Here is a 10,031-nt window from a genome sequence, read left to right as displayed (position 1 = left end):
TTCCAGACTCAGGACGGGAACGCGAACTGCGCCCCTTCGCGCACACCGGCCGACGGCCAGCGCTGCGTGACCGTCTTGCGCTTGGTGTAGAAGCGCACCGCATCAGGACCGTATGCGTGCAGATCGCCGAACAGTGACCGTTTCCAGCCGCCGAAGCTGTGGTAAGCGACAGGCACCGGCAGCGGCACGTTGATGCCGACCATGCCCACCTGGATATTGTCGGAGAAGTAGCGTGCCGCTTCACCGTCACGGGTAAAGATGCAGGTACCGTTGCCGTATTCGTGGGCGTCGATCAGATCCATGGCTTCCTGCATGGTGTTAACGCGCACAACCTGCAGTACCGGGCCAAAGATCTCTTCCTGGTAGCTAAGCATGTCCGGCGTTACCTGATCGATCAGCGTGCCGCCAACGAAGAAGCCGTCGGCATAACCGGGCACCTCGGGGTGACGGCCATCCACGACAATCCTGGCACCCTGCTCTTCGGCGCTGTTGATGTAACCGACCACCTTGTCGCGGTGCTGGGCAGTGATCAGCGGACCGAAGTCGTTGCTGCTGTCAGTGAAGGCACCCACTTTCAGCGTTTCCATTGCCTGCTTCATTTTGGCAATCAGCGCATCACCGGCGGCATCGCCCACGGCAACGGCAACCGACAGTGCCATGCAGCGCTCGCCCGAGGAACCGAAAGCGGCACCGACCAGCTGGTTAACGGCATTGTCCATATCGGCATCGGGCATGACGATGGCGTGGTTCTTGGCGCCACCCAGCGCCTGGCAGCGTTTGCCATTGGCACTGGCGGTACTGTAGATGTACTCGGCAATCGGTGTTGAGCCGACGAAGCTGACCGCCTTGATACGGCTGTCGGTCAGCAGTGTATCCACCGCTTCCTTGTCACCGTTGACGACGTTCATGACGCCGTTGGGCAGGCCGGCTTCGTGCAGCAGCTGGGCAATAAACAGCGTCGAGCTGGGATCACGCTCTGAAGGCTTCAGGATGAAGCAGTTGCCGCAGGCGATGGCCATCGGGAACATCCACAGCGGTACCATGGCGGGAAAATTGAACGGCGTGATGCCGGCAACCACGCCCAGCGGCTGAAATTCACTCCAGGAATCAATGTTCGGGCCGACATTCTTGCTGTGCTCGCCCTTGAGCAGCTCAGCCACGCCGCAGGCATACTCGACATTCTCGATGCCCCGTTGCAGTTCGCCGGCGGCATCGTGTGAGATCTTGCCGTGCTCTTCGCCGATCAGCGTGCAGATTTTCTCGGCATTGGCTTCGAGCAGTTCCTTGAAGCGAAACATGATGCGGGCACGTTTCAGCGCTGGGGTGTTGCGCCATGCCGGATAGGCCGCCTGGGCCGCGGTGATGGCTTCCTCGACGGTGGCTTTGGACGCCAGTGCGACCTGGCGTGCGGCGGCGCCCGTGGCTGGATTGTAAACGTTCTGTGTACGGACGGCGTCGGTACGCATTTCGCCGTTGATCAGATGTCCGATGGTGTTCATGCTGTTGCCTCTGTCAATTTGTTGTCGTTGTAGTCGCGTCGCTCAGTCGAGTTCGCCGATGGCATCGCCCAGGGCATTGATCACCCGGTCGATTTCGTCACGCTCGACGATAAAGGGCAGGCCCAGCTGGATGGTGTCGCCGCCGTAGCGCACATAGAAACCCTTCTCCCAGCACTTCATGGCGATCTCGTACGGGCGCCGCGCAGGCTCACCGGGGTAGCTTTCAATCTGCAGCGCGCCGGCCAGGCCGTAGTTGCGGATATCGCTGATATAGCGGGTGCCCTTGAGGCTGTGCAGCGCGTTCTCGAACACCGGGCTCATTTCCTTCACCCGGTCGATCAGGTTGTCGTTCTGCAGAATGTCCAGCGACGCCAGCGCCGCGGCACAGGCCACCGGATGACCGGAGTAGGTGTAGCCGTGGGGCAACTCGAGCATGTAGTCGGCCCCGCCCTGCTCCATGAAGGTCTGGTAGATCTCGCCCTGGCAGATCACCGCCCCCATGGGCACTGCGCCGTTGGTCAGCTGTTTGGCGACGTTCATGATATCCGGCACCACGCCGAACTCTTCGGCGCCGGTCATCGAGCCCATGCGGCCGAAGCCGGTGATGACCTCGTCAAAGATCAGCAGAATGTCGTGCTGATCGCAGATCTCGCGCAGGCGTTTCAAGTAGCCGACAGGCGGCGGAATAACACCGGCGGAGCCGGCCATCGGCTCTACGATCACGGCCGCAATATTGCTGGCATCGTGCAGTGCGATCAGCTCGAGCAAATCCTCGGCCTTGTCGGCGCCCACTTCCGGCATGCCGCGGGTAAAGGCATTTTCCTTCAGCAGCGTATGGGGCAGGTGGTCGGCATCGACCCCCTGGCCAAACAGCGTACGGTTGGCACCGATACCGCCGAGGCTGAAGCCGCCAAAGTTGACACCGTGATAGCCCTTGGCGCGGCCGATCAGCTTGGTTTTGGTGGCCTTGCCCTTCTTGCGCCAGTAGGCGCGGGCGATCTTCAGCGAGGTATCGGCGCTCTCTGAACCGGAACCGGTAAAGAAGACGTAATCGAGGCCGGCCGGCGTCAGCTCGCGGATGCGGTGCGCCAGCTCGAACGCCTTGGGGTGGCCGTGCTGGAACGCCGGCGCATAATCAAGCTCGCGCAGCTGCTTCGAGACCGCTTCGGCGATTTCGGGGCGGTTATGACCGGCACCGCAGGTCCACAGGCCCGACAGACCGTCGAAGATACGGCGGCCATCGGCCGTCTTGTAGTAGGCACCCTCGGCGCCGACGATGATGCGCGGGTCGGCCTTGAACTGCCGGTTGGCCGTATACGGCATCCAGTAAGCATCGAGCTGCTCGGCGCTGAGTCCGGCAGTTTTGCTAGTATCCAGTTCAGACATGGCATACCCCTTGTTATTAAATCGGCAATGATCGGTGGGTGACTCTGTATGTATCGAGTGTGCCGAAGCACCACTGTAAATTAAACACAAACGTATTAACCTTTAGACAAGTGTTTAGTTAACTTACATTCAAGTGTTGATGTACTCTTAACAGCCGCCAAAAGAATCAAGGAGTTGCGCCATGAAGCCCCGCAAGCCCGTGCTGCCCGGCCAGCTGAGCGATACCGATCTGCGCCTGTTGCGCATCTATCGCAAGGTGGTGGAATGCGGGGGATTTTCCGCCGCCGAGGTGGAGCTGAACATCAGCCGGGCGGCCATCAGCATCGCCATGAATGACCTTGAAGGCCGCCTGGCGCTGCGCCTGTGTCAGCGCGGGCGCAGCGGCTTTTCCCTGACAGAGGAAGGCAGCGAGGTGTATGAAGCCACCCTGCAGCTGCTGGCGGCGATCGAGGGCTTTCGCACCCGGGTCAATGGCCTGCATGCCCAGCTCAAGGGCGAACTGAATATCGGCATCACCGACAACCTGGTCACCATGCCGAAAATGCACATTACCAATGCGCTCAACGCGCTCAAGCAGCGTGGCGACATCCGCATCAATATCCGCATGATCCCCCCCACCGAGATTGAGCTCGGCGTGCTGGACGGCCGTCTGCATACCGGCGTGATACCGGCGCTGAAGACGCTGCCCGGGCTGCACTACCGCCGGCTCTACGATGAAGAATCACTGTTGTATTGCAGCCACCAGCATGCGCTGTTCGAGCGGGCGGAAATTACCCCCGATGACCTGGCCGCCTGCGACGCCGTGCTGCCCGCCTACGCCCAGACACCGCAGGTAAAAACCCTGCATGAACCGCTCAAGGCCGCCGCTTCCGCCACCGACCGCGAAGGCATCGCCTTTCTGATTCTCACCGGACAGTACATCGGCTTTCTGCCGACCCACTACGCCGAACGCTGGATCCGCGACGGCCTGATGCGCGCGCTAAACCCCCTGCAATACCGCTATATCACCCAGTACAGCGCCATCACCCGCAAGGGCGCACCGTCCAATCTTGTGCTGGAAAGCTACCTGGAAGAACTGGATCAGCGGATTGAGGCAGACGCCGCCTGAAAGGTCTTTCCGGCCGTTAAGGCATCCTGCGGCAGGTCATTGGCCAGGGCGGCTGACTGAAACCGCGCCGGCCAGAATGCCGAGCTGGCCGGATTCCAGCCTGGTTGCGTCGCCACCTTGCGCCCCCGAGTGCATAGGCCCAGGTAATGCTCCAGGGAGGATCCGCCAGCACCAGGGTGACAAAATTCAGCAGCGCCAGCGCACCCGGCCACGGCGGCCTGATGCCACGCGCATGATTGGCCGCCACCGTTCGCCAGAACAGATTAGACGCCCTGGCTTATCTGTAGCTGTAAGTCCAGCTCCTGTTAAAGCCCGCAACTAAAGCCCGCAACAACAGCCCGGCAGTGCACCACCACACGGTTAGCTATGGCCGTCATCTGCCTTGGCATCGAAGAGGCCGCTCATCGAACTATCCCTGCCGATATCATTGCGACCTTCAGCGAAACGATGAAAGAACGGGGGCACATGTACCCCACGGGCGGGCTCATACGGCACACCTTGTCATTAACAGCAGAACCTAGTCACTGGGCTTTAACTCCCCGCCGATCACTCGAATCGTGCCGGTATCGTCCGGCTCCGAACAGAACAGCTCCGCATATCGCAGGGTGGCATTGGCATGCTCGCGCATGATCCCTTCAGCCCGTGCGCCCTGACCATGGTCGATGGCATCGAAAGCGGCATGATGCTGCATATGGGCAAAGTTGAAGCGGCGATATTCCCGGGCCAGATTATGGCGATCGATGGCCAGTGAACTAACGGAGGCGAATGGCATATGTTCACTGCGACTCAGCGCCGTGCTGATGGCGGGATTGCCGCTCGCTTCAATAATCAGGGAATGAAAGCGCTTGTTCAGGTCGTGGTAGGCTTCAAGATCGTCTTCGGTGACATAGCCTTTGACAAATAATGCATCCCCCCAGGCCAGGCACTCCAACAGACCCTGACGCTGCTCCGCCGTCAGCCCCTTTTCTGCCGCCTGCCGCGCCGCCAGCCCTTCCAAGGCTCCGCGCACCTCCACCGATCCACTGATCTCCTCGGGTGTGACTTGGCGCACCCGGTAACCACGGCGCTCCAGCTTGATGAGAAGTCCTTCCTGCTCCAGTGCCCGAAACGCAATACGTACCGGTGTGCGTGACACGCCGAGCCGTTCGGCCGTCGGTATTTCGGCAACCCGCTCACCGGCCGCCAACTCGCCAGAAAGAATCATTTGCCGCAATGTGCTGAGCACACGCTGACCCGGTTTGCTCATGGAAACCTCGTAAGACATCAGAACGCTATAGATCAGACCGCCGAGCTATCAGCGACCGAAACCAGGGGCTGCTGATAGTGCCGGCAGCATATATGCACCAACATCAACAGCCCCTAAGAATAACATCAAATTGGATCCAATAACCCCCTACCCGTTGAGTTCCGGCATGCAGGTCAGCGTACCCATAGCGCAACCATCCAGCTCAGACTCAAGCCCGGCGGCATGAGTTCTGCCAGATAAATCGTCCGCCGATTTCGAACACCATAGCCGGCAGACAGGCTCTTCAACCCGGCTGAACCCGACCCGGCTTAGATAGAGATGAAACATTGCAGAGGACCGTGGAAAAACAAAATGGATCCAATAGCTCCTATTTTTATTGACTTGCATCAATAACCGTGCAAAATTGGATCCATTAAAAATAATAAGGTCGTAGATAGGAGCCTGTCATGTTTCCCAAAAACACCTGGTATGTCGCCTGCACTCCGGACGAATTTGCCGACAAGCCACTCGGCCGCCAGATCTGCGGTGAGCGGATCGTTTTCTACCGTGGGGCAGAAGGCAAGGTGGCCGCGGTTGAAGATTTCTGCCCGCACCGTGGCGCCCCCCTGTCACTCGGTTATGTTGAGGATGGCCTGCTGGTGTGTGGCTATCACGGCCTGAAAATGGGCTGCGATGGCAAAACCGCAGCCATGCCCGGGCAACGCGTGCAGGGCTTCCCCTGTATCCGCAGCTACCCGGTGGTCGAGCGTCACGGCTTCGTCTGGGTCTGGACCGGCGACGCCGCGCTGGCAGACCCCGCCGGGATTCCGGGGCTGGAATGGGCCAACAACCCTGAATGGGCCTACGGCGGCGGCCTTTTCCATATCAATTGTGACTATCGCCTGATGATCGATAATCTCATGGATCTCACCCATGAAACCTACGTGCACTCCAGCAGCATCGGTCAAAAAGAAATTGACGAAGCACCGGTTGCCACCACCAGCGAAGGCAACACGGTTATCACCAGCCGCTTCATGAACAATGTCACAGCGCCACCATTCTGGCAGGCCGCCCTGCGGGCTAACCACCTGGCAGATGATGTTCCGGTCGATCGCTGGCAGATCTGTCGCTTTACCCCCCCGAGCCACGTGATGATCGAAGTCGGCGTAGCCCATGCCGGAAACGGCGGCTACGAGGCAGACCCTGAATTCAAGGCCGGCAGCATCGTGGTGGATTTCATCACACCCGAAACCGAAACGTCGATCTGGTACTTCTGGGGCATGGCGCGCCACTTCAAGCCGGAAGATGCGGCCTTGACCGACCAGATTCGTGAAGGTCAGGGCCAGATTTTCAGCGAAGATCTCGAGATGCTGGAACGTCAGCAGGCCAATCTTTTGGCCTACCCTGAACGCAAGCTGCTGAAACTTAATATCGATACCGGCGGCGTCCAGTCGCGGCGCATCCTGGATCGTATCATCAAGGAAGAACGCCGCCTGATCGAGAGCACCAGCCTTTAGCAGCCAGTCGGCCTTTCCCTCGCTACGATCGGCCATGCCCGACAGGCTGCTAGCGGTTATCAACGGTGCCGTTAACGGATTCGCCAATCTGTTCAGAACCCGGCACACGCCATTGCTGGACCAATACACCACCAACGGATCAGGAACCTTGTCATGATTGAAGTCGTGGTTGTTCCGAAAAAAACGGCAGCCGAGGATATCTGCGTATTTGAACTGGCACGCCCAGACGGCGCCGCATTACCGCCGTTCAGCGCCGGCGCCCATATCGACGTACACCTGTCCAATGGAATCATTCGGCAATACTCGCTTTGTAACCATCCCGACGAAAGCCATCGCTACGAAATCGGCGTGCTCAAGGATCCGGCTTCGCGCGGCGGATCCCTGGCGATGCACCAGCAAATCAGCGAAGGCGACCGAATTCAGATCAGCGAACCCCGTAACCACTTCCCGCTAGCCCACGAGGCCAGGCGCAGCCTGTTGTTCGCCGGTGGCATCGGTGTCACGCCGATTCTCTGCATGGCCGAACGGCTGGCACACGCCGGGGCGGAGTTCGAGATGCACTATTGCACCCGATCTCCGGTTCGAACCGCCTTTATCGAGCGCATCCAGGCATCCGCCTTTGCCAATCAGGTGCAGTTCCATTTTGATGATGGTGACGCGGCGCAAAAACTCGACGCTGCCCGCCTTCTGGCCACCCCCACCCCCGGCACCCATGTCTATGTCTGCGGCCCCGGTGGCTTTATGGAACACGTGCTCAATACTGCGCAGGCACAGAACTGGCCGGCAGAACAGGTGCATCGCGAATATTTCGCCGCCGCTCCGGTCGACCATAGCAGCGATGGCAGCTTCGAAATCAAGCTCAGCAGTACCGGCCAGGTATTCGAAATCCCGGCCGACAAGACCGTTATCGAGGTGCTTGAGGAACATGACATTGAAATTCCGTTCTCCTGTGAGTCAGGCGTGTGCGGGACCTGCCTGACCCGGATCATTGAGGGTGAACCGGATCACCGCGACTACTTTCTCACCGAGAGCGAACGGGCGATGAACGACCAGTTCACGCCCTGTTGCTCACGCGCCAAAACCCCGAGGCTGGTACTCGATATCTAGGCGCTCAAAACCAGAACCCAGGCCGATCAATACATAACAATAGGAATCGACAACTATGAACCTGAAAAAATGGGCGGGTATCGCCGCCGCCACCTGCGCCCTGACTGCCCCCCTGAGCCCGGCACAGGCGGCAGACGTGACCCTGCGTCTGGCCCACCCCTGGCCCGGCACTTCCGATATTCACAACGGCCTTGCGGCCTGGGCCGAGTCGCTCACCAAAGCATCCGATGGCCGCATTGAGGTAGAACTCTATTCGGCACAAACACTGACCAAGGCGGCCAAGGCCTATGATGCCGTCGTCGGCCAGATTGCCGATGTTACGGCAACGGTCCAGGGCTATACCGCCAACCGCTTCCCGCTGACACAGGTGATCGAGCTGCCGGGCCTGGTTGACTCCGCCGCCCAGGGCTCCTGTGTGCTGCAGAAACTGTACGATAACGGCGATATCAACGGCGAATACCAGGACACTCATGTGCTCTTCGTCTGGACCAACGGCCCGGGCCAGCTGCACATGAAAGGCAAGTCGGTGACCAAGCCTGAGGATCTTGCAGGCCTTCGCATCCGCCGGCCAACCACCGTTGTCGGGCAACTGCTGGAGGACCTGGGAGCTCAGCCGATAGGTATGCCGGCACCCGAAATCTACCAGTCCCTGCAGCGAGGCGTGATCGACGGCGTTGCAATCTCCTGGGACGGAGCCAAGGTCTTCCGCCTCAATGAAGTGGCGGATCATCACACCCAACTCAACCTTTACTCGCTCAGCTTCGTGCTGACGATGAACAAAGGTGTCTATGACAAGATGCCGGCGGACCTGAAAGCCGTCATCGACCAACACTCAGGGCCGGAATGGGCCCAGTTCATGGCCAGGATTTTTGACGATCTCGACAAGCAGTCGATCCAGGATGCCAAGGCGCTGAATCAGCCGATCATCGAGCTCAGTGACGAGTTAAAAAGTGCCTGGAAGCCGGCGCTCGACCGCGTTACTGAAAGCTATCTGAGCGAGCTGGAAGCCAAGGGTCTGCCGGCCCGGCAGGTATATAGTCACGCTCAGGAATTGAGCAAAGGGTGCGCAAGCTAAAATAAACCCGGCAGGTTAATCGATGAGGTCAACAGGCGTCGTCGGTTAACCCGCCGGACTCTTTAGCCCTTGCGCGAGGATAGCCAATGACGTGGCTGATCAATGCAATCAATGGCCTGGCGCTGATCCTGTACCGGATCAGCGGCCTGCTGCTGGTCCTGATGATGCTCAGTGTGGTGGTAGATGTCGCTACTCGCAGTCTGTTCGCCATGACCGAAGGTTCAGTTGACCTGACCTTTACGGGGGGCATCGAGCTGGTGAAGTACGGCCTGCTGTTCTCCATGCTGTTTGCTTTCCCCCATGCCGTCGACAAGGGACAGATCGTGGTGGACCTGTTCACCCATAATCTGGCACCCGGCACGCTGCGCTGGTTCGACGGCTTCTATACCTTCTGCTTTGGCATATTCGGCGCCCTGCTGTGCTGGCGCTTTATCGAAGCAGCCGAGGCAGCGCGCCTGAGCGGCGAACTGACCCAGGATCTGCTGCTGCCGCTGGCACCGATGTATCTGGTATCCGCCTTTGCGCTGGGTGTACTGGCGCTGCGCGGCTTCAGCTGCGGCGTTCTGGAGTTAATGGGCAAGAAGGAATTAATGAGCCAGAAGGCATTAATGGGCAAGAAGAAGGTAACGGCATGAGTGCTCCCCTGATTGGATTGGTCTGCATGGGCCTGATGCTGGTGATGATTGCGCTGCGCTGCCCCATCGCCCTGGCCATGGCAGCCACCGGCGTGATCGGCTTTGGCACCATCATCGCCTTTGATCCGGCCTTCGCGATTCTGGAGGCCGGCCCCTTTGAAACCCTGAGCAATTACAGTTTCAGCCCGATTCCGATGTTTCTGCTCATGGGAGTGCTGGCCTCGCACGCCAACATGTCCAGCGAGCTGTTCAACGCGGCGCGCTCGCTGTTTGGCGGCTGGCGCGGCGGCATGGCGCTGGCGGCGGTATCGGCCTGCGGCACCTTCTCGGCCATTTCGGGCTCCTCGGTCGCCACCGCGGCCAGCATGGCGCGGGTGGCACTGCCGGAAATGCGCAAGCACGGTTATGCCGACTCCCTGGCGACCGGTACTTTGGCCGCCGGCGGTACCCTGGGGATCATGATTCCGCCCAGTATTGCG

The 10,031-nt window shown here is 59.7% G+C and carries 9 protein-coding genes; 6 read left to right on the top strand and 3 right to left on the bottom strand.

The features are described 5' to 3' along the window. Positions 1-8: 8 nt before the first annotated feature. Both F451_RS0121585 and aptA read right to left on the bottom strand, forming a co-directional pair. Positions 9-1,499, bottom strand: a complete 1,491-nt coding sequence (locus F451_RS0121585) for a CoA-acylating methylmalonate-semialdehyde dehydrogenase (RefSeq protein ID WP_020683501.1) — start codon at positions 1,497-1,499, stop codon at positions 9-11. Positions 1,500-1,541: 42 nt separating this feature from the next. Beyond that, positions 1,542-2,885, bottom strand: a complete 1,344-nt coding sequence (gene aptA / locus F451_RS0121580; RefSeq protein ID WP_020683500.1) for an omega-aminotransferase AptA — start codon at positions 2,883-2,885, stop codon at positions 1,542-1,544. Positions 2,886-3,066: 181 nt separating this feature from the next. On the opposite strand from aptA, the gene F451_RS0121575 reads away from it, so the two are divergent. Then, on the top strand, positions 3,067-3,993 hold the full coding sequence (locus tag F451_RS0121575; RefSeq protein WP_020683499.1) for a LysR family transcriptional regulator: 927 nt from the start codon (positions 3,067-3,069) through the stop codon (positions 3,991-3,993). A 517-nt stretch (positions 3,994-4,510) separates the two neighbouring features. On the opposite strand, the gene F451_RS0121570 is transcribed toward F451_RS0121575, so the two are convergent. Further along, entirely contained in the window at positions 4,511-5,239 is a 729-nt protein-coding gene (locus F451_RS0121570) for a GntR family transcriptional regulator (RefSeq protein ID WP_040880286.1), read from the bottom strand. Between the two features lie 446 nt (positions 5,240-5,685). On the opposite strand from F451_RS0121570, the gene F451_RS0121565 reads away from it, so the two are divergent. The 5 genes from F451_RS0121565 to F451_RS0121545 all read left to right on the top strand — a co-directional run. Next, on the top strand, positions 5,686-6,735 hold the full coding sequence (locus tag F451_RS0121565) for an aromatic ring-hydroxylating dioxygenase subunit alpha (protein ID WP_020683497.1): 1,050 nt from the start codon (positions 5,686-5,688) through the stop codon (positions 6,733-6,735). A 153-nt stretch (positions 6,736-6,888) separates the two neighbouring features. Beyond that, complete coding sequence (locus F451_RS0121560; protein ID WP_020683496.1) at positions 6,889-7,842, top strand: PDR/VanB family oxidoreductase; 954 nt, start codon at positions 6,889-6,891, stop codon at positions 7,840-7,842. Positions 7,843-7,897: 55 nt separating this feature from the next. Beyond that, a complete protein-coding gene (locus F451_RS0121555; protein WP_020683495.1) occupies positions 7,898-8,917 on the top strand; it encodes a TRAP transporter substrate-binding protein in 1,020 nt (339 codons plus the stop codon). 86 nt (positions 8,918-9,003) lie between these two features. Beyond that, positions 9,004-9,552, top strand: coding sequence for a TRAP transporter small permease (locus F451_RS26250; RefSeq protein ID WP_020683494.1), 549 nt, complete (start codon positions 9,004-9,006; stop codon positions 9,550-9,552). After that, positions 9,549-10,031 (top strand): TRAP transporter large permease subunit (locus F451_RS0121545; RefSeq protein ID WP_020683493.1); only part of this gene is annotated, 483 nt, incomplete at its 3' end. The genes F451_RS26250 and F451_RS0121545, both read left to right, overlap by 4 nt.

Source organism: Marinobacterium rhizophilum DSM 18822 (genome assembly GCF_000378045.1).
Classification (GTDB): domain Bacteria; phylum Pseudomonadota; class Gammaproteobacteria; order Pseudomonadales; family Balneatricaceae; genus Marinobacterium_A; species Marinobacterium_A rhizophilum.
The sequence above is the reverse complement of the archived record's forward strand: the minus strand, read 5'-3'. Positions and strand labels throughout refer to the sequence as shown.

Excerpts from the sequence above, each read along its gene's own strand:
- aptA (WP_020683500.1), bottom strand. The coding sequence starts at position 2,885 with ATGTCTGAACTGGATACTAGCAAAACTGCCGGACTCAGCGCCGAGCAG.
- F451_RS0121585 (WP_020683501.1), bottom strand. The coding sequence starts at position 1,499 with ATGAACACCATCGGACATCTGATCAACGGCGAAATGCGTACCGACGCC.
- F451_RS0121575 (WP_020683499.1), top strand. The coding sequence starts at position 3,067 with ATGAAGCCCCGCAAGCCCGTGCTGCCCGGCCAGCTGAGCGATACCGAT.
- F451_RS0121570 (WP_040880286.1), bottom strand. The coding sequence starts at position 5,239 with ATGAGCAAACCGGGTCAGCGTGTGCTCAGCACATTGCGGCAAATGATT.
- F451_RS26250 (WP_020683494.1), top strand. The coding sequence starts at position 9,004 with ATGACGTGGCTGATCAATGCAATCAATGGCCTGGCGCTGATCCTGTAC.
- F451_RS0121565 (WP_020683497.1), top strand. The coding sequence starts at position 5,686 with ATGTTTCCCAAAAACACCTGGTATGTCGCCTGCACTCCGGACGAATTT.
- F451_RS0121555 (WP_020683495.1), top strand. The coding sequence starts at position 7,898 with ATGAACCTGAAAAAATGGGCGGGTATCGCCGCCGCCACCTGCGCCCTG.
- F451_RS0121560 (WP_020683496.1), top strand. The coding sequence starts at position 6,889 with ATGATTGAAGTCGTGGTTGTTCCGAAAAAAACGGCAGCCGAGGATATC.